The sequence below is a fragment of the Streptomyces sp. NRRL S-350 genome (genome assembly GCF_000719705.1).
In the GTDB taxonomy this organism is placed as follows: domain Bacteria; phylum Actinomycetota; class Actinomycetes; order Streptomycetales; family Streptomycetaceae; genus Kitasatospora.
This window is the reverse complement of record NZ_JOHO01000002.1, coordinates 504,281-527,342: the sequence shown is the minus strand read 5'-3', so window position 1 is coordinate 527,342 and position 23,062 is coordinate 504,281. Positions and strand designations below refer to the sequence as shown.

Here is a 23,062-nt window from a genome sequence, read left to right as displayed (position 1 = left end):
CCGGCCGGAACCCCGGGGAACCCGGGGGGATCCCGTGGACCCCAGCGGAGCCCGGATGCGGAGGTACCCGACCGCAGACCAGCCACCGCCCGCGCCGCATCACCCATGGTGACCGCCCCAGCGCGCAGCGGGACCGGGACAGGACCGTCGCCCCATGCGGTCGGGGCAGGACCGGCGGTGGCATGGAGGAGCAGGTCGGAGCGCCCGGCCTGCGGAACCCACCCTGGAGGTCAGCCATGACTGACAGATCGGCCGGTACGGCGCTGGCGGCGGCCGGTGTCGCCGCCGTGTTCGCCGCCGTGAGCCTCGCCGCGGCCGCCCGGGCGTGCAGGTGCCGGGTCGGGAGCACCGAGAGCACCGCGGGCGGCCGCGGACCCAAGCGGTGGCCCCGCCCCGGGCCCGGCACGGGCGCCGGCACCGGCCCGTCGCGACCCCGGTGCCCCAATCCGCCGAACTGCAATTGAACGCGCTACCCACCCTTTTGCCCCCGATCCCCTGACACGTCCCGCCCCCGGCCGACCGCCCGTCGCGCCGGGGGCGGCCCCCTGTCGCCGGTCCGGCCGCGAGCGCTGCGCCGGGGCTCGCCGAAAGCACCGAGGAGCACCGAAAAGCACCGGCGAGCACCGCGCTCACTCGCTCACGGGCCGCCGAGGGAGCACCGCGTGCACCCGGGTGCCACGGCCGAGCGCGTCGACGGTGCAACTGCCGCCGATCTCCGCGGCCCGCTCGGACATCGACCGCAGCCCGACCCCCGGATGCGCGGCCCCGCACCGCCCCGGGCCCTGCCCGTCGTCCTGGACGACGAGCTCCAGCTGCCCGGTGTCCACCCGCACGGACACCGTGGCCCTGCTCGCCCGGGCGTGGCGGAGCACGTTGTTGAGCGACTCCGCGGTGATCCGGTAGACGGCGACCTCCACGGCGGCGGGCAGCTCGGGCAGCGGGTCGGGCTCCAGTCGTGTGGTGACGGCGAGGTCGGCGTCGCTGAAGGTCTCGGCGAGCCGGTTCAGCGCCTGGGAGAGTCCGTAGTCGCCCAGGGCGGTCGGCCCGAGCCGGTCGGTGATCCGCCGGACCTCGCGGACGGCCGAGGCCAGGTCGTCCGCGAGCCGCTCCAACGCGCCCGGGAACTGCGTCGGGTCGTCGACCGCGGCCGCACCCTGCAGGCGCAGCCGCAGGCCGGCCAGCAACGGGCCGAGGCCGTCGTGGATGTCGCGGCGCAGCTGGCGGCGCTCCTCCTCGCGGGCCGCGACGATCTGCTCCCGGCTGGCCCGGAGGTCCTCCATCAGCTGCAGCGAGGCGACGGCGGGCGCGGCCTGGTCGGCGAGCGAGCGGAGGATGTCGCGGTCGCTGGCGTCGAGTGTCTGCTGGCCGGGGCGCGGGGCGACGGTGAGCCGGCCGATCTCGGCGCCGCGGTGCACCAGGGCGAAGCCCTCGCCGCTGCCGGAGCGGTCCCCGACGGCGGCCAGCGGGCGTTCGCCGCCGCGGGTGGAGACGGTCAACGCCACGCCGGAGAGCCGGAGTTCGTCACTGACGGTGGTGCACAGCACGGCCGGTACGTCCTGCGGGTCGACGGTCTGACTGACCCGTCCGGCCAGGCTGCGCAGCACCTGGTACGGCTGCGCGCGCGAGCCGTAGTACCAGCGGTCGACGACGCCGGAGGCCCACCGGACGCCCCGGGGCAGCCCGGCGGCGAACACGAAGACGACGGCGACCAGCAGCAGCGCCCCGGCGCCGCGCCGCCCGGGCAGCAGCATGGTGGAGAGCACGCAGGCCACCAGCACGAACGCCACGACCAGTCCGGTGGCCACCAGCAGCCCGACCAGCACCCGGCGGGCCGCCCGGTCGAGCCGCCAGGAGCCGTCGCGCACGGCGACGACGGCCAGGGTGAGCGTCCACAGCGCGGAGGCGACCGCGAAGGCGACGTACGAGGCCGTGCTCTGCTCGTCGAAGTAGTAGCCGAGTTCGGCACCGCCCCACAGCAGGTAGACGCCGAGCCCGATCAGCACGTTCTGCCGCCGTCGGGGGGACAAACCGCGGGTGCGGGCGAGCGGCACGAGGATCACCACGGCGGTCAGCACGACGAACACCACGAGCTGGGCGACGTGCAGCCGGTCGTCGAACTGCCGCAGCCGACTCGCGACGGCGCTGCCGGCGAACGGGTTCGGCCGGCCGAACACGGTGGGCTGGTAGACGTAGTAGCACGCCTGCGGCAGCATCCACAGGCCCACGGCACCGATGGCGTACCACCAGCGGCGGCTGGGCAGCGTCCCGTACGGCAGCCACAGCGGCAGCGCGTGCCACAGCGTGCCGCTGACGGTGTAGCCGACCGACACCAGGACCACGACGGCCCCGACCACCCTGGAGTCGCCCACCTCCACCCAGACCGGGGCCTGGGCGGCGAGCGGCACGATCAGCGCCGTCCCGTAGGCGAGCAGCGCCCAGCCGAGCTGGTTGCCCGGCCGGTGGGCGTGCAGCAGCATCCCGCCGGCGACGGCGGCGAGGCCGTAGCCGAGGACCGCCAGGTGGTGGGCCGGCGGGGAGATCCCGGGCGAGCCGAGGTGGCTCACGACGTAGCCCACCCAGAGGCCGCCGGCCACCAGGCAGACGGCGGCGCACCAGCCCGCCATGGCCAGTTGCCGCTCCGCCGGCCCGGACCGGGGCCGCCACCAGGCTCTTCGCGCACTCTCCGCAGCCATGAGCACCCTCTCCTCGCCGACGGCCGGATGGCAGCAGTGTCCTGCACCCGGTGTCCCGGGCACATGAGGCACCGGTCCCGGCGGGGCGTGCCCGGCGCTCGGTCCCGGCGGGGCGCGCCCGGTCCCGTCGAGGCCGCCCGCCACCGCTCGGGCGGGCGGCGGCGGCCGGAGCCGGTCAGGCGAGCGGGCGGCAGAGCAGGGCGTCGGGGGCGCCGTACTGGAGCGACCGCCAGGTGTAGGCGACGCCGGCCAGGTACTCGCCGTCCGCACACTGGCCCTTGTAGTGGCCCGGCGCCCAGTCGCTCGCGACGGAGCCGCCGGTGGGGGGCCGGTTGTCGCCCCGGTCGAACCAGAGGGTGCGACCGGTCGTGGGCAGGGGCCCCGCGCCGGGTGCGCACAGCAGGGCGGCCATGGCGTCGCCGTGCACGCCGTAGCCGACGGCGTAGGTGTGGTCGGGGCACTGCAGCTTGTTGTAGCCGGGGGCCCAGTCCCCCGCGGTGACGTAGCGCTCGTCGGTGACGGTGGTCCAGTCGCCGGTGCCCGTCGCGGGCTCGCCCGCGTCGGTGCACAGGCCTCGGCTGGCGCCGCGGCCCAGGGCGATCAGGCGCAGGCCGTCCGGGCAGGTGCCCTTGCGGTTGCCGGGGCTCCAGTCCGGCAGGGCGAGCATCCGCCGGGAGACGTTCCGGTCGCTGTGGTCGAGGTCGAGCATGTTCCAGTGGTCCACCCGGGCGACCGGGCCGGTGAGCGCGGGGGCGTCGACGAGCTTGTGCCAGTCGGGTGCCCGCCAGTCACCGGGGTCGCCGAGGCCGGTGCGCCGGCCGGCGGGGTCGTAGGAGAGCAGCGCCCAGGTGTCCAGCGGCCGTCCGCCGGTGTCGGCCCAGCCGACCAGCGGCCAGACGGCGAAGTCGGTGTCGTTGCGGGCCAGGAGGTCGGTGAAGGTGTCCAGCCAGGTCTGTTCCCCGGTGTCGGTGGAGCCGCGTCCGCCCGCGCCGAACTCGCTGATCCAGACCGGGGCGGTGAAGTGCTGCCCGGCCTGGGTGACGAACAGCGCCTCGTCGTCCACGACCTGGGCCAGCTGTGCGGGGGTGAAGTCCTCGTAGCGGGGGTCGTTCGTCGCTCCCGGGCCGCTGCCCGCCCCGGTGTTGGCCGGCCCGGTGTAGGCGTAGAAGTGCGCGGAGTACACCAGTTTGCCGGAGTCGATCAGGGTGTTGGAGAGGTTGCGCACCGGGGTGAGCATCGGGCGGCCGTGGCTGAACGGCGCGGCGGGGATGCCGTACCAGTTGATGCCCTCCATGACGACGAGCAGGTCCGGGTCGGCCTGCAGGATCCGGTTGCCGGCCTCCTCGAAGGCGGCGTACTCGTCGTGGGCGTCGCCCAGGCCCCAGTTGGGGTCGTCCCAGGTGTCGCGGCGGACTTCGTTGCGCAGGTCGGCGCCGACCACCCGCTTGTTGTCCTTGTACCGCTTCGCCAGGAACACCCAGTCGTCCTCCCAGGCCTGGGTGGTCTGGCCGCTGTTCCACCGCTCGTTGCCGTCCAGGCCGCAGCAGAAGCGGTAGCTGGTGGTGTGGTTGTTGAGGATGACCGCGAAGCCGTCGGCGGTGAGCGCGGCGATGACGGCGTCGAACACCTGGAGCGGGGTCTTCCCCTTCAGCTGCGGGTTCGCGGCGACGGCGACGTCCGGTACGGGCGCGGTGTCGTGGATCATCGCGTTGGCGAACGGCAGCCGGATGCTGTTGAGGCCCAGGGCGTGGAAGTCGTCCAGGAGCCGGGCCATCGGCACCCGGTCCAGCCCCAGCGGGAGGTTGTGCGACACCTGCCCGGCCTGGTTGTTCGCGGGGTCGTCGGCGCTACCGCTGCCTTCCCAGGTCCCTTGGGCCCCGGCCCAGTTGGCGGCCTTCAGCTTGAACCGGTCGCCGTTCGCGTCGACGATGTAGCGCCCGCGGGTGCTGAGCGGACCGGTCCAGGTCGCGGCCGACCGGGCACCGGCGGCCGCCGCGGCGGCGGGCCGGTCGGCGGTGGCGCCCGTCGGCGCCGCGGCGCCGGAGCCCGCCGCCAGGGCGGCGAGTACGGGCAGGCACGCGGCCAGGGCGAGCAGGCGCGTTCCGAGTCTCTTCATGCGCATCCCCGTGGTGGTGACGGTGGCTCGACAAGTCGGCGGTGACCGACCATACGGGGCTGCCCTGGGTGCCGGGAAGAGCGCGGTGAAGACCCGGCCGGCGCCGGCGGGCCGGGTTCGACCGCGAAGGACTCGTCAGGCCTTCTTGACCACGCCGGACTTGAGCTGCATCGCGCCGAAGCCGTCGATGCGGCAGTCGATGTCGTGGCCGTCGACGCCGTCGACCAGGCGGATGTTGCGGACCTTGGTGCCGGCCTTGATGCCGGAGACGCTGCCCTTGACCTTGAGGGCCTTGACGACGGTGACGGTGTCGCCGTCGGCCAGGACGTTGCCGACCGCGTCCCTGACCACTCGCTCGCCGCCCCCGGCGGGGGCGGCCCCGGCGGCGGCCTCGCCGTCGGCGGGCGCCCACTCGTGGCCGCACTCCGGGCAGACCATGAGGGCGTCCATCTCGTAGGTGTACTCGCCGGCGCACTGCGGGCAGGCGGGAAGGGTGTCACTCATGGGACCAGCATATCCAGGCTCCCGATCGGTGTTTCCCGTGGTCAGCGGCGCTGCGCCGCCCCTCGGCGGGCGGCGCCCAGCACCGGATCCGGCCTCGGCTCCGGGCCCGGGGCCGGGGACGGCCCGGAGCGGCGGCGGCGCGCTCCGGGAGGCGCCGACCGCGCCGACTGCCGATACTGGGGCCCGCACCCGAGGCGGCGGACGCCCCCTCGGTCCGCCGCGGAACCGAGGAGGACGCCATGAGCGGATCCGTGATCGCCGGATTCGACGGCTCGCCCGAGAGCATGGCCGCCACCGAGTGGGCCGCCCGCGAGGCGGTGCGCCGCGGCCTGCGCCTCGACCTGCTCCGGGCCTGGCCCCTCCCCAAGCGGGACGTGGTCGGCAGCGAGCAGAGCTACGACCAGGCCCTGGGCCGCCTCACCGACCGCGAGGCCGAGCTGCGCGCCCTGGTGCCCGGGGTGCCGGTCGCCGGATCCCTCGTCTCCGCCGACCCTGCCGAGGCGCTGGAGGCCGCCGCACGCCGTGCCGCCGTGGTCGTGCTGGGCTCGCGCGGGCTCGGCACCGTCCACGGCTTCCTGGTCGGCTCGGTCAGCCAGGAGGTGCTGCGCCGGGCCGTCTGCCCGGTGGTGCTGGTCCGGTCGGACGCGGGCGAGAGGAACGGCCCGGTGACGGTGGGCCTCGACCTGGCGCGCCCGGCGGACGCCGTCCTGGCCTTCGCCTTCGAGGCCGCCGCACTCCGCTCGGCGCCGCTGCGCGTCGTGCACGTCTGGGCACCGCCGCCCGGCAGTGCGCACCTGTCCTACGGCGCCATCGGCGGCCTGGAGGGCGAGGTGTCCGCCGGCGAGCGGGCCGACCTCGCCGAAGCCCTGGAGTCCTGGCGGGCCCGCCACCCCGAGGTGGAGGTGACGACCGACCTGGTCCGGGGCAAGGCCGCCGTCGAGCTCGTGGACGCGGCGGCGACGGCCCGGCTGCTCGTCGTCGGCCGCCGCCGGCACTGGATGCCGCTGCGCCACCACCACCTCGGCCCGGTGGCGCACGCGGCGATCCACCACGTCCGCTGCCCGGTCGCCGTCGTCCCGTACGAGTGAAGGGGAGCCGACCGGCAGGGAGTGCGGCGGCGTCACCCCGACGCGCGCTCCGGGTGGGTGAGGTTGGCTCCGCCGCGGGGGTCGAAGACGTGGATCCGGGTGGTGTCGACCCACAGCTCCAGCGGGCTGCCTTCGGCCGCGCGCGTGGCCGTGTTCAGCCGCGCGACGACACGGTGCTCCTGCATGCCCGTGTCGGCCCGGCCGGAGTCGGCGGCGAGTTCGGCGAGCTCCTCGGTCGGGGCCGGGCCGCCCTCCTCCGCGAAGTGGACGTACACGTCCGAGCCGACGGACTCGCGGACGTCGACGGTGACGCTGCAGGTGACGCCGCCGGGGTGCTCGGCCAGGGAGGCGTCCTCGAAGTCCTCGGGCCGGATGCCGACGATCAGGTCGCGCGGCGCGTCCGCGCGCTCCAGGGCGCGCCGGGTGCGGTCGTCCATCGGCAGGTCGCCCAGCGAGGTGCGCAGCACGTTCCGCTCCAGGGCGGCGCCGAGGAAGTTCATGCCGGGCGAGCCGATGAACCCGGCGACGAAGAGGTTCACCGGTTCGTCGTACAGCTCCTGCGGGGTGCCGACCTGCTGGACGACACCGGCCCGCATCACGACCACCCGGTCGCCGAGCGTCATGGCCTCGACCTGGTCGTGGGTGACGTAGACGGTGGTGGTGCCCAGGCGGCGCTGGAGCGCGGCGATCTGGGTGCGCATCTGGACCCGCAGCTTGGCGTCGAGGTTGGACAGCGGTTCGTCCATCAGGAAGGCCTTGGGGTCGCGGACGATCGCCCGGCCCATCGCGACCCGCTGGCGCTGCCCGCCGGAGAGGTTGGCGGGTTTGCGGTCGAGGTGCTGGGTGAGGTCGAGGATGCGGGCGGCCTCCTCGACCTTCGCCGCGATGGTCGGCTTGTCGACCTTGGCGAGGCGCAGGGCGAAGCCCATGTTGTCGCGCACGCTCATGTGCGGGTAGAGGGCGTAGCTCTGGAAGACCATCGCGATGTCGCGGTCCTTGGGCGCGCGGTCGTTGACGACCTGCCCGGCGATGCTCAGGGTGCCTTCGGTGATGTCCTCCAGCCCGGCGATCATGTTGAGCGTGGTGGACTTGCCGCAGCCGGACGGGCCGACCAGGATCACGAACTCGCCGTCGGCGATGGTGAGGTTGACGTCGCGGACGGCGAGGGCGCCGTCGGGGTAGCGCTTGGTGATGCCGTCGAGGACGATCTCGGCCACGATCCGCCTTCCTGGTCCGCCGGGTGCGGCGGTCTCAACCTTTGACTGCGCCGGCGGTGAGCCCGGCGACGATGCGGCGTTGGAACAGCAGCACGAAGACCACGATCGGGATCGTGATGATCACGGCGGCGGCCGCGATCGAGCCGGTCGGCTGCTCGAACTGGGAGCTTCCGGTGAAGAACGCGATGGCGGCCGGCACGGTCCGGGCCGCGGTGGTGGAGGTCAGCGAGATGGCGAACAGGAAGTCGTTCCAGCAGAAGATGAAGACCAGGATGCCGGTGGTGAACACGCCCGGCGCCGCCAGCGGGGCGATGACCAGCCGGAACGCCTGCCAGGGCGTGGCGCCGTCGACCTTGGCGGCCTTCTCCAGGTCCCAGGGGATCTCGCGGAAGAACGCCGAGAGGGTGTAGATCGCCAGCGGCAGCGAGAAGGTCATGTACGGGATGATCAGCCCGAGCCAGGTGTCGAAGATTCCGAGCACCCGCTCGATGTTGAACAGCGGTGAGACCAGCGAGATCGGCGGGAACATCGCGATCAGCAGGGACACCCCGATCAGCAGCCGCTTGCCGGGGAAGCGCAGCCGGGCGACGGCGTAGGCGGCCATGGTGCCGAGGACGACGGCGATGGTGGTGGCGATCACTGCGATCCCGATGGAGTTCACCAGGGCGCGGGTGAACTCCGAGGTCTGGAAGATGCCGCGGTAGTTGGCCCAGGTCCACTTGCGCGGCACGAAGTCGCCGTCGGAGAGGGTGGCCGGGTCCTTGAACGAGAGCGCCACGATCCACCACACCGGGAACAGGGCGTAGAGGACGACGACCAGGTTGGCGATGCCCCAGCCGGTCAGTGTCCGGGCGTGGCGGCCGTTCATCGGCGCTCCGGTTCGGCGCCGGGCGCGGCCGCGCCGAACAGCTTGACGAAGACCAGCGCGATGAGCGCGACGCAGACGAAGATGAGCACCGAGATCGCCGAGCCGATGCCCAGGTTGAGCGCGGTGAAGAGGTTGTCGTAGCCGAGGATCGAGACGGATCCGGTGCCGTTGGAGCCGCCGGTCAGCACGTAGATGTTGTCGAAGATCCGGAAGGCGTCCAGGGTGCGGAAGAGCAGGGCGACCAGGATGGCCGGCTTCATCAGCGGCAGGACCACCAGGCGCAGCCGCTGCCCGAAGCTCGCCCCGTCCACCATCGCGGCCCGGACGGTCTCGTCGGGCACCAGGGCCAGGCCCGCGAGCAGGAGCAGCGCCATGAACGGGGTGGTCTTCCACACCTCGGCGAGGATGATCAGGCCGACGGCGGGCCACTGCTCGGTGAGCGGGGCGCTGCCCTGCGGCAGCAGGGCGGCCAGGTAGCCGGTGCCGGGTGTCCAGGCGTACTGCCAGGAGTAGGCGGCGACCACGGTGACGATCCCGTACGGCACCAGGACCGCGGTGCGGACGGTGCCGCGGCCGAAGACGGCGCGGTGCATCACCAGGGCGAGCGCCAGGCCGAGCACCAGCTCGACGGCCACCGACACCGCGGTGATCAGGACGGTGACGCCGAGCGCCTGCCACCAGAACGTCGAGGTCAGCACGGCGCCGTAGTTGGCGAGGCCGATCCAGTGCGCCTGCTCGGGGAAGCGCAGGTCGTAGCGCTGCAGGGACAGGTAGAGGGCGTAGCCGATCGGGTAGGCGGTGACCGCGAGCATCACGATCACCGCGGGGGCGCAGAGCAGCAGGCCCAGGCGGCGTTCCTGGCGGGCGCCGCGGGAGGGGCCGGCCTGGCCGGCCGGGCCCCGGGCGACCGCGTCGCGGGCTCCGGTGGACGGTGTCACGGAATCAGCCCCTTCGAGCCGAGGGCGTCCTGGATCTGCCCGCGGAGGTCGGCCACGTCCTGGTCCGGGCGGATGCCGGCGGGTGGGGACAGGGTGTGGGAGATGGCGATGGACACGTTCTGGTAGGCGGGGGTCTGCGGCCGGATGCTCGCGGAGTCGAGGGCGGCCAGCACCTCGGCGGCGAACGGGTAGCTCCCGGTGAGTTCGGGCGCCTGGTAGAGGCTGCGCAGCGAGGGCGGGAGGCCGCCCTTCAGCGCGTTGGTGAGCTGGTTGTCCCGGTTGCGCAGGCACAGGGTGGCTTCGAAGGCGAGGTCGGGGTGCCGGCTGTAGGCGCCCACCGCGAGGTCGATCCCGCCGATGGTCACGCTGGCGGGGCGGTCGGGGGTGACGGCTGGGTACGGGGCCCAGCGGAAGTGCGGGAACAGCTGCGGCTGGTTGGCCTTCATCGAGGGGTAGACGAACGGGTAGTTGAGTTCGAAGGCGGCGGTGCCGGACTCCATGGCGAGCCGGTTCTGGTCCTCCATCTGGTTCGGCAGGGAGGGGTCGGCGGCCGCCGACGTCGCCAGGTCGTGCATCACCGTGGCGGCCGCGACCGCCGGCGCCCCGAGCGAGGGGGCCTGTGCGTCGGGGGTGAGGACGGTGCCTCCCGCGCTGGTCACGAGCGTGTTGAACCAGACCGTCAGCCCCTCGTACTGCGCGCCCTGGATCTCCACGAGGTGGGGCTTGCCCTGCCGGGCCAGCTCGTCGGCCCGGGCCAGCATCTCCGCCCAGGTCCTGGGCGGGGTGGGTACGAGGTCGTCGCGGTACCAGAGCAGTTGGGTGTTGGAGTTGTACGGCACGGCGTAGAGCCGGCCCCGCCAGGTCGCGGTCTTCACCGCCGCGTCGAGCGTGTCGGCGGTGCCCTGCTCGCGCATCGCCCCGGTCCACTCCTTGATCCAGCCGGCCTCGGCGAACTCGGCGGGCCAGGTGACGTCCAGGCCCAGGATGTCCACGCCGGCGTCGTGCGCGGCCATCCGGCGGACCAGTTGCTGGCGTTGCCCGTCCGCGCCGCGCGGAAGCTTGTCGTAGCGGATGGTGTAGCGGCCGCCGGACTGCTGCCCGCAGCGGTCGGCGGCTTGCTGGAGGGCCCCCGAGTCGTCCGGGAAGTTGTACCAGTGCAGGGTGACCGGCCCGGCCTGGGAGCCGCCCCCGCAGCCCGTCAGGGCGGACGCGACCACGGCCAGCCCGACGGCGGCGCGCGTCCACCGCGAGCGGGTTCTGGGGATCCTCGGCATCGTTCTCCCGTGGTGGGGGCGGACCGGCCCGCCGACCCTAGCCCGCCGCCCCGGGCGGCCCCGGGCGTGCCGCGCCGCCCGCCATCCGAACGGACGAACCGGGCCCGTCGCCTGCCGCCCGGCACCGCGCGGTCACGACTCCCGGAACGCCACCGTGCCCCCTGCGGGCGCGCAGGGGGCACGGTGGCGGCGGTCGATGCGCGGTCACCGGGTGACCGGCAGGAACCTCCAGTGGAGCTTGGCGGCACCGGAGCCGGCGCTGCCGACCGCCGTCTCGTCGGACGCCTCGGCACGGGTGAGGTTCAGGCGCTCGTCGGAGGCCGTGTGGTTGGTCAGCAGGGTGCCGTCCGGGCCGTCGGGTGTCGCGCACCACAGGTAGCCGTCGTCATTGGGGCGGAAGCCGCCCATGGTGACGAGGCTCCCGTTCAGGGGCTGCCCCGGGTGGGCCGCCGTCGAGTTGACGTACTGCCCCTCGTTGACCAGGTAGAAGCAGTGGTCCGAGCCGCTCTGCCCGGCGGAGATCGCGCTGAACTGCTGAGTGCTGCGGTGGGAGTCCGGGGCCAGGTACACCGGGTGGGGCGCCGTGCTCAGGTCGTCGACCGAGAGTGCCGCGTTGTCCGTCGTGACGATCTCGTTGACGCCGGTGACCTCGCGCGGGTCCTGGAGGAACCAGCGCTGGTCGGCCGCGCCGTCGTAGTCGCGACCGGCCAGCGCCTGGCTGCTGTTGACGTCCGTGAGGAACTGCCGGGTGAGGTAGTTCTGCAGGGTCCAGGTGCCGTCGCCCTGGTAGACCGGCGCCCAGAGCTGGTCCACCGCCTCGCTCGGCCAGACCACCGCTCGCGCGTCGCGGGCGCCGCCCTCCTGTCCCAGGTAGTGGCCGACGTAGGGCGCGCTCGTGTTGGCCAGGCGGTAGTAGCCGCTGTGTTCGAGGTCGGGCGAGACGGTGAACACCTGCGAGGAGCCGTTGGCCTGGTTGACCGGCTGGTCGCTGACCACGTGGCTGGTCCTGGTGGGAGAGGCCGCGTTGGTGGTGGCGGCGCTGCGCAGCACGATCTGGGTGGACAGGGTCGGCGTCACCGACTGCGTGACCGCCGGTCGGGTCGGCAGGCCGCTGAGGGTGTACACGACGGGGTAGTGGTCCGACGAGTTGATGCCGACGCGCGAGATCCCGGCGACGGTGGGCTGGGACAGGGGTCCGCCGCTGGGAGGGGCGACCGCGTAGTCGAGGACCGCCGGGGTGCCGGTGCCGACCCGGTCCGTGGGGTGGGTGGGCAGCCCCTGGGCGTGGACGACCAGGTCGGTGCCGACCGCGGCGCGCATGCTGTCCGGGCTGCGGTTGTAGTCGCCCAGGGCGATCCAGGGCAGGCCTGCGGCGGACATCTGGTCACCGATGTTGCGCAGCAGTTGCGGGTCGTCGTTGCCGCTGCCCGACCATCCGTGCACGGTGAAGTAGGCGACGCCGTCGACGTTGATGCCGAGCGCGGGCCGGGAGTCGGTCCGGTTGCCGAGGATGCCCTCCCGGGCGACGTACACGTTCTGCGGGGCGACCCGGGTGCGGCTGAAGACGGCCAGGTTGACCCGGCCCCACTGCTCGGAGCTGGTGTCGGTGCGCAGCCAGTACAGCCAGCCGGCGGGCCGGCCCGCGCTCCCGATGCGGTACTCCTGCACCGGGATGGTGTGGAGGCCGTCGTCCGTGAAGTAGTGGATGTTGGGCGTGCTGATGCTCTGCTGGAAGACGGCGCCGCCGGGCGGGGCGCCGGCCTCCTGCAGCGCGACGATGTCGGCGTCGGCCCGTCCGCCGGTGCGCCCGTACAGCTGGGGCAGGTCGTTGCTGTACTTGTTGCCGTTCGACTCGGGGGTGTTCGCGCCCTGCATGTTCCAGGTGGCCACCCGGCGGCTGCTGCCGTCGCGCGGGTCGATGCCGCCGCCGGTGTCCGCGAGGAACAGTGACGGCCGCTTGCCCACGTCGAGGGGCACGACTCCCTTGCCGGTGTAGTCCAGGGTCTCCCGGCCGGTCCAGTCCGGGATCCCCTGGCCGTCCTGGCCCAGCGGCTGGAACCGGCTCGGGTCGCCGTTGGCGGAGCCGAACTGGAAGGCGGTGCCGGGCTGCGTCCCGTAGGGCGAGTAGGGCTCGAACGGGCCGCCCGGGGTCGTCTGCTTGATCAGGGTGTTGTCGTGGAAGACGTTCTGGGGCCCCGAGGAGCCCGACCACTTGACCGCCTTGGGGCCGGCCGCCCACCAGATCGGGTACCACGTCCCCTCGTCGATCTCGCCGCCCTCGCCGCCGCAGTTGGTCTGGCAGCTGCCCGAGCGGTGCTCGTAGGGCACCCTCAGCGTGTTCTGTTCGAAGAGGTTGTCGTGCTCCCAACCGCCGTGCAGGTTCAGGTCGGAGTCGAGGTCGTTGCGGAAGGCGACGTTGCCGCTGGCCGACCACTGGAAGGTGAAGTGGCGCAGGTTGCGGCTGAGGTTGTAGGCGTACAGCGAGTCCCAGACGCGGCTGCCGCGCAGGTAGCCGTTGCCGCCCTTGCCCTTGTTCCAGGCGCCGTCGAAGCTGTTGCGCTCGATCTGCAGGTTGCGGGCGTCCTCGGTGACGACCGGGTGGGAGCCGGTCATCTCGGCCTTCAGTCCGCGCGCCCAGTCGTTGGCGGCCCACTTGAAGACGATGCCGTGCATCGCGTACTCGGGGGCCATGTTGCCGTAGTTGTGGACGGCCTGGTCGGGGGTCAGCTGGTAGCTGCCGCCGCCGAGCCTGGGCAGGCCGTTCATCTCCTGGGTGAAGGCGAAGTCCTCGAACCCGACGCCCTGGACCACCTTGAGCGGAGTGACCTTGCTGGGGTAGGGCTTGTCGCCCAGTGCGGGCGAGCCGTCCGAGGTCGAGTCGACCGGCAGGTCCCACTCCAGAGGGCGGTCCAGGGTGACGGTCCTGGCGCTGGCGTCGAGGGCGTTGACCCGGAACATCTGCTGGCGCATGTGCAGGTTGTCCATCTGGCTGCGGTCGGACACGCCCTGCTGCTCGTAGAACTTGACGCTGTTGGCCGCGCCCACCCAGACGTAGCCGCCCAGCGCGAACTTCTTCATGTCGGCCTTCGCGTCCAGCCGGACGACGTTCTGCCCTTGCCGGGCCGAGTAGCCGGGGTCGTCGGCCGAGGCGGCCACCTTGATGCCGGAGGCCCAGTGCTGGTTGACGCTGCCCTCGAAGATGTCCTTGCGGTTCGTCGGGGCCGCCGCCCAGTCGTCCTGGTAACGGTCCGCGACGTCCCGGGTCTGCACCCGGAACAGGCCGCGCCCCGGCCAGATCCAGCCGCCCGTGCCGACGTCGCTGCCGCTGCCGGCCTTCATGCCGTCCTGGTCCCAGCGGCCGTTGACGAGCGTGTCGTAGCGGGTGTTGGCGTCCGGCCGGAACACCACCCGGGTACCGCCGTCGCCGGAGCCCTGGCCGCGCAGGACCAGGAAGTCGGCGTCGACGTAGATCTGCCGGGACACGTCGATCCGCCCGGTCGGCAGGGAGATGAGCGAGAGCCGGTTGAAGCCGGCGTTGGGCGAGCAGTTGGCCTTGACGTCGTCGACGGCCCGCTGCAGCCCGGTGGTGTCGTCGGCCCCGTCGTCCGGCCGTACGCCGTACTTGGCGGCGAGCTGGTCCGGGGTGATGCGGCAGGCCGCGTCGCCGGTCAGGTCGCCGTCACCGGGCAGCGGTTGGCCGCCCCGGTAGCCGGCGCCGGACCAGTCGGGCAGGCCGGGGGGCGGGGAGGTGCGGTTGGCGTAGCTCAGATCCGGCCCGTCCGCGCCTGGACCGGCCGTCACCGGTGCGGACGCCGCCGTGGGGGCCGCGCCGATCGCGGGTGCGGCCGGGGAGGGGGTGGGCAGTGCGAGGGGGAGCAGCAGGCCGGACAAGAGCGCGGCCGCTGGTCGAAGACGTTTCATGGGCTTTCCTTCGGTGGAACCGGGTGGCACCGGGTGGCACCCCGTGGCACCGGACGGTTCCGGTGCCGGGGTGGGGAGGAGTGCGGACCGCACGAGGACGCCCCCGGCTCCTCGCGGGTGCCGGGGGCAGTGGTGGGCGGAGCGGATCCGGCGGGGAGCCGCGCCCTCGGGGCCGGCCCTGCCGCTACGGGCACCAGAACTGGAGGGAGGAAATCCGGTCGTTCAGGTAGTACTTGGAGGTTCCGGTGCCGTAGTCGCCCTTCGCGCCCCAGTTCCACATCGCGGTGAAGTCCAGGTCGGAGGGGTGGAGCTCCCCGTACGGGTCGTCCATGAACTTCACCGAGCACTGCGAGTTGTTGATCCAGGAGGTGACCTGGTTGTCGGCGAGCTCGCCGTTCAGGAAGTGCACCTGGGTGAGCCGCACGATCGCCGCGTTGCCGCCGGCCGGCGGCGGCGTGACGACCGCCTTCGAGCCCGTCCCGCCCTCGTGCTGGTACAGGCAGAGGGCCCAGGCCGGGCAGCCGTCGTACGGCGGGTTCGCCGCGGACGCCGGGGCCGCCGTGAACAGCAGCGCCGCGCCGGCGAGCGCGGTCGAGACGGCGGCGGCCGCCGACTTGAACGAGGTGAGGGCCACGGTGGAACCCGCTTTCGAGGTCGGCCCGTAACTGCGGTACGGGCGGGATGGCATTTCTCCTGCGCGGCGGGCCCGGGGGCCGGATCCGTCGCACAAGGAGGATGTGCCGGAGCGTGACGCAGGGGCATCAGTCATATGACTGCTGAATTCCGTCGCTTCCGACTGAGCCTCGATCTCGGGTCGGGTGCGAGCCGGGCGCGGGCTCCGACGGACACGCCCCGACGACGTGGGTGTCGTCGGGGCGTGTACGGGTCGTCCCGGAGCCCGGCTTGCCGAGCGCGTCGCGCACCGGCGCGGGCGGCGGGCTACTGGGCGGCGGGCGGCGGGCTACTGGGCGGTGAACGTCCACTGCAGGTTGGAGCTGCCGTCCCAGGTCCACTGCTTGGTGACGGAGCCGGCCGCCACCTGGCCGCCGCCGTCCAGGACCAGGCCCGTCGTGCGGTTGGCGATGCTGTACCGGCCGTTGCCGCGGTCGGTGATCTGCCACTGCTGGTTGGTGCCGCCGTTCCAGGTCGCCTGCTGGGCGGGTGCCCCGTTCGTGGTGGCGCCCCAGCCGTCGGCGACCATGCCGTTGGTGCGGTTGACCAGGCGGTAGTAGCCGTTGCCGAGGTCGACGGCCTGCCACTGGAGGTTGGTGCTGCCGTCCCAGGTCCACTGCTTGAGGTTGCTGCCGTAGGCGACGTTGCCGCCGCTGTCCAGGGCCAGGCCGTCGGTGACGTTGCCGATCCGGAAGTACGTGGCCGGATTGAAGGTCACCTTCAGCGAGGTGATGGCGTCGTTGTTGCCGGTGGTGCGCAGGTCGGGGTCGTCCGCGCTGAACGTCCAGGCGGTTCCGGAGTAGTTGTCGCCGGAGTAGCCGATCACCTGGTAGCCGGCCGGTATCCGCAGGGAGGAGATGGTGCGCGGCGCCAGTCCGGCGCTCTGGAGTCCGGCGGCCGTGTAGTCGCCCAGCACGAGCCCGGCCGCCGCGCCCGCGTACGAGATGTCGCCGTACGCGGTGACCACGCCGCTGCCCCCGGGCCTGAGGACGGGGATCGGTCCGGAGAAGGTGAACTTCAGCACGTAGGCGAGGGCGCCGAACGGCGCCGAGGCGGACGGCAGGGTGATGTGCAGGCCGTCGCCGCCCTGGGTCGGCGCGGGCAGGCCGATGTACGTGCCCGCCTTCGAGTCGAGCAGCTGGACGGACGTGAGCGAGCCGAGGTCGATGCGGCCGCTGCCCAGGGTGGTGAGGGTCGTGGAACTCCCGGGCCAGCCCAGGACCGTGGCGTACAGGACGGTGCCGGACTTGTCACGGGTGAACCGGAAGTCCTTGTTCGTGCCCGCCACGGGGGTGGTGAAGGACCCGCCGCCCATCTTGGTCGGCCCCTCCCCGTGGACCGTCCAGGCGCGGGTGCCGTACAGGGACTCGCCGAACCGCTTGAGGTGGTCGCCGATGCCCAGCAGGACGTCCTTCTGGCCCTGGGGGATCGTCCCGTCCGCCATGGGGGCGATGTTGAGCAGCATGTTGCCGTTCTTGCTGATCCGGTCGATCAGCGCGTGGAGCATCTGCGCGGTGGAGTAGTAGCCGATGCCCACCGTGTAGCACCAGCTGGAGCTGCTGATGCTGTCGTCGGTCAGCCAGTACGGGTCGGAGACCTCGGCCGGGCCGCCGCGTTCGTAGTCGAAGACCTCGCCCTTGTTGTCGTAGCCGTCCTTGTACGTGGCCACGACCTCCCGACCCCAGCTCAGGGCCTGGTTGTAGTAGTACGACAGGAAGTTCAGCCGCTGCGTTTCGTCGACCTTGGAGAGGTCGAAGTCCTCCCACAGGATGTCCGGCTGCGCCAGGTCCACGACCTCCTTGAGCTTGGCGTACCAGAGCTGGTTCTCGGTGGCGGTGTCGAGCTGGCCGAAGAGCTTCTGCAGGCTGGCGGTCGGCTGCGCGGGCACGTGGTCGTAGTAGCCGTTGAAGTTGTAGGCGTGGTGCATGGCCACCAGCAGCTTCAGGCCCTTGCCCCGGATCGCGTCGCGGAAGAGCTGCAGCAGGTTCAGCTTGGGCCCCCGCTGCACCGAGTTCCACTCGTTGACCGCGCTGTTCCACATCGAGAAGCCGTCGTGGTGCTCCGCCACCGGGCCCGCGAACCTGGCGCCCGCGTCGACGAACAGCTGCGCCCAGGCGTCCGGGTCGAAGTTCCCGCCCTGGGAGGCGAGCCTGGGCGCGAACTGCACCCAGTTGCCCGCCTTGTCGCGCGCCCCGTCGACGAAGTTGTTGTAGGGCCACACCGACGGATCCCCGTAGGTGGCGGTGTGGTGCTTGTTCTCGCCGCTCCCGGCGACGTACATGTTCCGCGGGTACCACTCGCTGCCGAACGCGGGCACGCTGAAGGCACCCCAGTGGAAGTAGATGCCGAACTTGGCGTCCTGGAACCACTCCGGCGCCGGCGGATGCTGGTCCACCGACGCCCACGTGGGCGAGTACGACGACGGAGCTGCCAGCGCCGTCGCCGTGCCGAGCGTGAGATCCGCCGTCGCGGCGGCGACGACTCCGGCGGCACCTGACAGGAACACACGCCTGCTGATCGCCATGGGTTGACCCTTCGTCATGGAGCATGGTGGATTTCCCGGTCCGCCACACCGGATGCCCAGGTGGCGCGGGGCCGTGCGGCTCGGAACGCCCTGCATCGTGGGAGGCCAGAAATGTGAGCGATCACAATGAGGTGCAGCCGATTCTGACAGCGCCATGGCTACTGTCAAGGCTTCTGACAGGACGAGCCGCCACGGGCAATACATGGGATGTATGGAGACCGGCACGGAACCGAGGCGACCGAGCAAGTTGGTTTCGATGCCCAGGATTCTGGTGATCCTCTGGGTTTTCGAACATCCAACCGACTCTCACCTTTTTCGCATCCATGGGATGTTCAGCTCAAGTGCGAGCGTGATATCTCTACGAGGCGGGGTGCCGGACGGGGCGTCAGGCCCGCCTCCCCGCACGACGCCGGGCGGGTCGAGCGCATCTCGGACGGCATGTTTGTGAACGCTCACACATCAGGGCCCGAAGGCGCACCAGGCCACGCCCGCCACAGGGCTCACGGACAGAAAAGGACCCCCGATGAGAAAGCCATGGACGGTACTGCTCGTCTCGCTCGTCCTTGCCGCGCTCGGCGCGGTGGCGACCGGCGCGGCGCCTGCCTCCGCCGCGCAGGCCCCGCCCCTGCGGCTGATGCCGCTGGGTGACTCGATCACCTGGGGCGTGGGAAGCAGCACGGGCGACGGCTACCGCGGCCCGTTGTGGAACGCGCTGGCGGCGGACGGCCGTTCGGCGGACTTCGTCGGCACGGGGCGCAACGGTTCGATGGCCGACCCCGACAACGAAGGCCATTCCGGATACCGCATCGACCAGATCGCCGCCCTGGCCGACGCCTCGCTGACCCGGTACCGGCCGAACGTCGTGACCCTGGAGATCGGCACCAACGACCTCAACGGCAACTACCAGGTCCCCACCGCCACCGCCCGGCTGAAGTCGCTGGTCGACCGGATCACCGCCGCCGCCCCCGACGCCACCGTGCTGGTCGCCTCGCTGATCGTGTCGACCAGCCCCGGCGAGGAGCAGTACCGGTCGGCGTACAACCAGGCCGTGCCGGGCATCGTCAACAGCGCGCAGGCAGCGGGCAAGCACGTCGGGTACGTGGACATGAGCAGCCTGACCACCGCCGACCTGGCCGACGCCCTGCACCCCAACGACGCCGGCTACCGGAAGATGGCCGACGCCTTCCACCGCGGCATCCAGGCCGCGGACAACGCCGGGTGGCTGAGGAACCCGGCCCCCGCCGCCGCCCCCGTCCACTCCGGCATCGCCGGCAAGTGCCTCGACATCAACGGCGCCGGCACCGCGGACGGGACGTCCGTCCAGATCTGGAGCTGCGGCGGCAGCGCCAACCAGCTCTGGTCCGCGTACACCGACGGCACCCTGCGCTCCCTGGGGAAGTGCCTGGACGCCGCGGGCGCGGGCACCGGGAACGGCACCAAGGTGCAGACCTGGGCCTGCACCGGCGGCGCCAACCAGGTGTGGCAGCCCTACAACGGCGGCTACCGCAACCCCGTCTCCGGGCGCTGCCTCGACGACCCGAACTACTCCGGCACCGACGGCACGCAGCTCCAGCTGTGGGACTGCAACGGGGGCGCCAACCAGCAGTGGACCGCCCTGGTCGCCGGATGACCCTCGCGCTGCCGCGCCCCGCCCCGCGCCGCGCACGGGAGCGCGGGGCGGAGCGGGGCCGCATGCCTGCCCGGCCGACCGGCCGGCTGCCAGTCCGTCCCGACTCCCGAGGAGCCCGCATGGCCAGCACGACGACACGCCTCCCCCGCCGTCGGCGAGATCAACGTACGGCGACGGGCGAGGCGCCGACGGAGGCGGCGGCGACCGCCGAAGCCGGCCCGGCCCACCGGCCGTCCACCGTCCGCCGCCGCCTCCGCGCCTCCCGGCGCCTGATCGCCGGCCTGACGGTCTCGGCCCTGGCACTGTCGGGGCTGCTGACGGCCGGCACGGCGCAGGCCGCGTCGCCGGCGCAGACGGCACCGGCGGCATCGGCAGCACCGGCCACGTCGGCAGCGCCGGCGGCATCGGCCACCAGCCAGTTCCACGGAGTGAACTGGGCCGATCCCAACGACAACTTCGTCACCGGCCCCAACGTCCCCGTGGGCCTGTCGACCTCGGACGACTACGCCACGACGTACGCGAAGTCCACGGCGATCCTCAAGGGATTCCAGGCACTCGGCGCCAACACCGTCCGCCTGGGCTTCAACTCGGCGACCACGTCAGGCGCCTGGTGGAACAGCTACACCGCGGCACCGGACGCCGCGACCGCGCTGGGCATGAACGTCATCGTCGCGCCCTGGCTGCAGAACGGGAAGGTCAGTGACGTCGCGTCCTTCAACCGGATGTGGGACACCGTCATCAACAAGTACGGCGCGCGCAGCAACTTCTACTTCGACATCATGAACGAGCCCTACGGCTACAACGCCACCGACCTCACCGCCTTCGAGGCCGACTGGCTCGCGCGCCACCCCGACGTCCCCCGCGGCCACGTGATCGTGCCGGGCTTCTCGGCCGACCTCAACCTGTGCGCCGTCGGCTCCGACTCCCGGCTGTCCGGAACCCTCCTGTCGATCCACATCTACGGCATGTTCGGCGACAGCCACGCCACCGAGGCCGACTGGGTCAAGGACTTCACCAACAACCTCTGCGGCCACGCCGACCGGGCCCTGCTCACCGAGTTCGGCGTCCCCATGAACACCGGCGTCGACTACAACGGCCCCAAGGACGGCAACAACGACCTGTCCTACCTCTACGCCATCACCGACACCGTGCGCAGCCTCGGCATGGGCTCCGTCCTGTGGACGGGCGTCAAGGAGGCGGCCCAGACGCAGGGACCGGGCCCGTGCGAGAACGCCTCGTGCGCCATCACCTCCCTGAACGGCAGCGGCACGAACCCCTCCCTGACCGTCACCAACCAGTCCGGCCTCGACCGGCTCCAGTGGGGTTGGGGCACCGGCACCAACCCGGGCGGCGGAGGCGGCACGGGCAACGGCGGCGTGCTGCGCGGCACCGGCTCCGACCGCTGCCTCGACGTGCCCAACGCCGGCACCGCCAACGGCGTACAGACCCAGATCTGGGACTGCAACGGCGCGAGCAACCAGCAGTGGTCGCTCACCCCGGCCAAGGAACTGCGCGTCTACGGAAGCAAGTGCCTGGACGCGTACGGCTTCGGGACCTCCCCCGGCACCAAGGCCGTCATCTGGGACTGCAACGGCGGCGCGAACCAGAAGTGGAACGTCAACAGCGACGGCACCGTCACCAGCAACCTGTCCGGACTGTGCCTGGACGCCTCCGGCGCCTCCACCGCCAACGGCACCCTCGTCCAGCTGTGGACCTGCAACGGCGGCACCAACCAGAAGTGGCACCGGTAGCAGCGGGGACACGCTGTGCCGGGGGCTCGCCGAGCTCCCGGCACGGTCACCTCTCCCGGAAGGTCGTTGACATGGATATGACATCCCACCCGTCGCAACCCTCCCGCCCTCACGGAGGGCGGTTGTTCGGAAATCGCCGCTCGTCCGCCACTTCCCCGCTACTTGTCCGTAATGAACGGTTGTGTTCCCTATCTCCCGGGTCTACTGTCGGTGGTGGCGAACGAATCCGTCCCCCTCCCGCCGTTCGCCCCCGAGCCATTGGGGAACCTGCCATGGCCACTTCGCGTGCCCTGGCCACGGCTCCGCCCGCGACCGCACGCCGGGGCCAGCACCCAGGGATAGCCCTCACCGTCATCGCGGCCACCCAGCTGATGGTCGTCCTCGACATCACGATCGTGAACATCGCCCTGCCGCACATCCAGCAGGCGCTGAAGTTCAACACCACCGACCTGTCCTGGGTCATCAACGCCTACACCCTGACCTTCGGCGGGCTGCTGCTGCTCGGTGGCCGGGCGGGTGACATCCTCGGTCGCCGGCGGGTGTTCGTCGTCGGCGTGCTGGTGTTCGGCGCGGCCTCGCTGCTCGGCGGGGTCGCACAGTCCTCCGCCTGGCTGCTGGCCGCGCGAGCGTTGCAGGGGCTGGGCGGCGCGATCGCCTCGCCGACCGCGCTGGCACTGATCGCCACCAACTTCAAGGAGGGCCCGGAGCGCAACCGGGCCTTCGGCGTCTTCTCCGCCGTCGCGGGCGCGGGCGGGGCGATCGGACTGCTGCTCGGCGGCATGCTGACGTCCTGGCTGTCCTGGCGCTGGGTGTTCTTCGTCAACGTGCCGATCGGCATCGCGATCGCCCTGCTGGCGCCGCTGTACATCAACGAGTCCGAACGCCACCCCGGGCGCTTCGACCTGATCGGCGCGTTCACCGCCACGGCGGGCATGGTCTCCCTGGTGTACGGCTTCATCCGCGCCTCCGACCACGGCTGGACGGACGCCGTGACGCTGGCCGCGTTCAGCCTCGCCGTCGCACTGCTCGCGGCCTTCATCCTCAACGAGCGGCGCGTGCCGCAGCCGATCACCCCCTTGCACCTCTTCCGCGACCGCAACCGCTCCGGCGCGTACGGGCTGATGCTCTGCGTGGCCGCGGCGATGTTCAGCATCTTCTTCTTCATCACCCTGTTCGTGCAGGAGATCCTCGGGTTCAGCCCCCTGCGGGCGGGCTTCGCCTTCCTGCCGATCAGTGCGGCCATCATCGCCGCCGCCCAGTTCGCGGCCCGCAACCAGCTGCGGTACGGCCCGAAGCCGTTCCTGCTCACCGGCTCGGTCCTGGTCCTCGCCGGCGTCGCCTGGGCGAGCCGGATCGACCTCGACACCACGTACGTCGGCGGCATCCTCGGGCCGACGCTGCTCTTCGGCTTCGGTATGGGCTCGATCTTCGTCCCGGTGATGCTGACCGCCGTCTCCCGGGTGGCCCCGCACGAGACCGGCGCCGCCACCGGCATGCTCAACACCACCCAGCAGGTGGGTGGTTCGCTGGGCCTGTCGATCCTGGTCACGGTGTACGGCACGGCCAGCCGCAACGAGGCCCGGCAGCAGGTCGGGAAGTTCCTCCAGCAGGCCACGCCGCAGCAGGCCCAGCAAGTCAGGGCGACGGGCCGCCTTCCCGCGCCGTACTCCTCGGAGGTGCTGGTGCACGGCATCGCGGCCGCCTTCCAGATGGGCCTGGTCTTCGCGGCGCTCGCCGTGGTGATCGCCGCGCTCGTCATCAAGGTCCGCCGGGTGCCGGCGCCGACGGAGGTCACCCCTGCGGGGGACGGCACTTGACAGGTCGTCGGGACGGCCGGGAGAGTCTTCACCGTAATGGTTTTCATCT

General features: G+C 72.2%; 14 protein-coding genes. 4 read left to right on the top strand and 10 right to left on the bottom strand.

The annotated features are described in order from the left end of the window. Positions 1–629: 629 nt before the first annotated feature. The 3 genes from IF30_RS0103690 to IF30_RS0103680 all read right to left on the bottom strand — a co-directional run bounded on the left by IF30_RS0103690 (position 630) and on the right by IF30_RS0103680 (position 5,313). A complete protein-coding gene (locus IF30_RS0103690; protein WP_158834725.1) occupies positions 630–2,693 on the bottom strand; it encodes a sensor histidine kinase in 2,064 nt (687 codons plus the stop codon). 175 nt (positions 2,694–2,868) lie between these two features. Continuing rightward, positions 2,869–4,809, bottom strand: a complete 1,941-nt coding sequence (locus IF30_RS0103685) for a glycoside hydrolase family 5 protein (RefSeq protein WP_234322566.1) — start codon at positions 4,807–4,809, stop codon at positions 2,869–2,871. 135 nt (positions 4,810–4,944) lie between these two features. Then, a complete protein-coding gene (locus IF30_RS0103680; protein WP_030231815.1) occupies positions 4,945–5,313 on the bottom strand; it encodes a zinc ribbon domain-containing protein YjdM in 369 nt (122 codons plus the stop codon). A gap of 239 nt (positions 5,314–5,552) precedes the next feature. Between IF30_RS0103680 and IF30_RS0103675 the strand changes: the two genes are divergently transcribed. After that, a complete protein-coding gene (locus tag IF30_RS0103675) occupies positions 5,553–6,401 on the top strand; it encodes a universal stress protein (protein WP_030231812.1) in 849 nt (282 codons plus the stop codon). Between the two features lie 32 nt (positions 6,402–6,433). Here IF30_RS0103675 and IF30_RS0103670 read toward each other — a convergent pair whose 3' ends face one another. From IF30_RS0103670 to IF30_RS0103640, 7 genes are all read right to left on the bottom strand, one after another. After that, the gene (locus IF30_RS0103670; protein ID WP_030231810.1) at positions 6,434–7,618 is read right to left on the bottom strand and encodes an ABC transporter ATP-binding protein; all 1,185 of its coding nucleotides are present in this window, start codon (positions 7,616–7,618) and stop codon (positions 6,434–6,436) included. Between the two features lie 34 nt (positions 7,619–7,652). Next, positions 7,653–8,486: a carbohydrate ABC transporter permease gene (locus IF30_RS0103665; RefSeq protein ID WP_030231807.1), complete on the bottom strand. Its 834-nt coding sequence runs from the start codon at positions 8,484–8,486 to the stop codon at positions 7,653–7,655. Then, positions 8,483–9,334: a carbohydrate ABC transporter permease gene (locus IF30_RS0103660; RefSeq protein ID WP_234322575.1), complete on the bottom strand. Its 852-nt coding sequence runs from the start codon at positions 9,332–9,334 to the stop codon at positions 8,483–8,485. Before IF30_RS0103660 ends, IF30_RS0103665 begins: the two co-directional genes overlap by 4 nt. A gap of 86 nt (positions 9,335–9,420) precedes the next feature. Then, a complete protein-coding gene (locus tag IF30_RS0103655) occupies positions 9,421–10,698 on the bottom strand; it encodes an ABC transporter substrate-binding protein (RefSeq protein ID WP_051709126.1) in 1,278 nt (425 codons plus the stop codon). Between the two features lie 204 nt (positions 10,699–10,902). Beyond that, the gene (locus tag IF30_RS46320; protein WP_158834722.1) at positions 10,903–14,619 is read right to left on the bottom strand and encodes an RICIN domain-containing protein; all 3,717 of its coding nucleotides are present in this window, start codon (positions 14,617–14,619) and stop codon (positions 10,903–10,905) included. Positions 14,620–14,803: 184 nt separating this feature from the next. Beyond that, the gene (locus tag IF30_RS0103645) at positions 14,804–15,307 is read right to left on the bottom strand and encodes a peptidase inhibitor family I36 protein (protein WP_158834719.1); all 504 of its coding nucleotides are present in this window, start codon (positions 15,305–15,307) and stop codon (positions 14,804–14,806) included. Between the two features lie 273 nt (positions 15,308–15,580). Beyond that, on the bottom strand, positions 15,581–17,815 hold the full coding sequence (locus IF30_RS0103640) for an alpha-L-fucosidase (RefSeq protein WP_030231786.1): 2,235 nt from the start codon (positions 17,813–17,815) through the stop codon (positions 15,581–15,583). Between the two features lie 523 nt (positions 17,816–18,338). On the opposite strand from IF30_RS0103640, the gene IF30_RS0103635 reads away from it, so the two are divergent. The 3 genes from IF30_RS0103635 (at position 18,339) to IF30_RS0103625 (ending at position 23,013) form a co-directional block, all read left to right on the top strand. Continuing rightward, positions 18,339–19,445 (top strand): ricin-type beta-trefoil lectin domain protein, encoded by a 1,107-nt coding sequence (locus IF30_RS0103635; protein WP_030231784.1) that lies wholly within the window; start codon positions 18,339–18,341, stop codon positions 19,443–19,445. Between the two features lie 119 nt (positions 19,446–19,564). Continuing rightward, complete coding sequence (locus IF30_RS0103630; RefSeq protein WP_078891095.1) at positions 19,565–21,196, top strand: ricin-type beta-trefoil lectin domain protein; 1,632 nt, start codon at positions 19,565–19,567, stop codon at positions 21,194–21,196. Between the two features lie 272 nt (positions 21,197–21,468). Continuing rightward, a complete protein-coding gene (locus IF30_RS0103625) occupies positions 21,469–23,013 on the top strand; it encodes an MFS transporter (RefSeq protein WP_051709124.1) in 1,545 nt (514 codons plus the stop codon). The last annotated feature ends 49 nt before the right edge of the window (positions 23,014–23,062 follow it).